1 rRNA gene is annotated in these 751 nt (G+C 53.7%); it reads right to left on the minus strand.

Features of this window, described 5'->3' with window-relative positions:
• Positions 1-20 precede the first annotated feature (20 nt).
• Positions 21-751: ribosomal RNA gene (locus ACJHYW_RS25275) — 16S ribosomal RNA — on the minus strand; the annotation flags it as partial.

A 751-nucleotide genomic window follows, 5' to 3' on the forward strand; every position in this document is an offset into this window, starting at 1 on the left:
CAAAGTACGCTTCTTTAAGGTAAGGAGGTGATCCAACCGCAGGTTCCCCTACGGTTACCTTGTTACGACTTCACCCCAGTCATGAATCACAAAGTGGTAAGCGCCCTCCCGAAGGTTAAGCTACCTACTTCTTTTGCAACCCACTCCCATGGTGTGACGGGCGGTGTGTACAAGGCCCGGGAACGTATTCACCGTGGCATTCTGATCCACGATTACTAGCGATTCCGACTTCATGGAGTCGAGTTGCAGACTCCAATCCGGACTACGACGCACTTTATGAGGTCCGCTTGCTCTCGCGAGGTCGCTTCTCTTTGTATGCGCCATTGTAGCACGTGTGTAGCCCTGGTCGTAAGGGCCATGATGACTTGACGTCATCCCCACCTTCCTCCAGTTTATCACTGGCAGTCTCCTTTGAGTTCCCGGCCGGACCGCTGGCAACAAAGGATAAGGGTTGCGCTCGTTGCGGGACTTAACCCAACATTTCACAACACGAGCTGACGACAGCCATGCAGCACCTGTCTCACAGTTCCCGAAGGCACCAATCCATCTCTGGAAAGTTCTGTGGATGTCAAGACCAGGTAAGGTTCTTCGCGTTGCATCGAATTAAACCACATGCTCCACCGCTTGTGCGGGCCCCCGTCAATTCATTTGAGTTTTAACCTTGCGGCCGTACTCCCCAGGCGGTCGACTTAACGCGTTAGCTCCGGAAGCCACGCCTCAAGGGCACAACCTCCAAGTCGACATCGTTTAC

Origin of the sequence: Escherichia sp. WS3063 (assembly GCF_046486595.1) — a bacterium.
Classification (GTDB): Bacteria; Pseudomonadota; Gammaproteobacteria; order Enterobacterales; family Enterobacteriaceae; genus Escherichia; species Escherichia coli.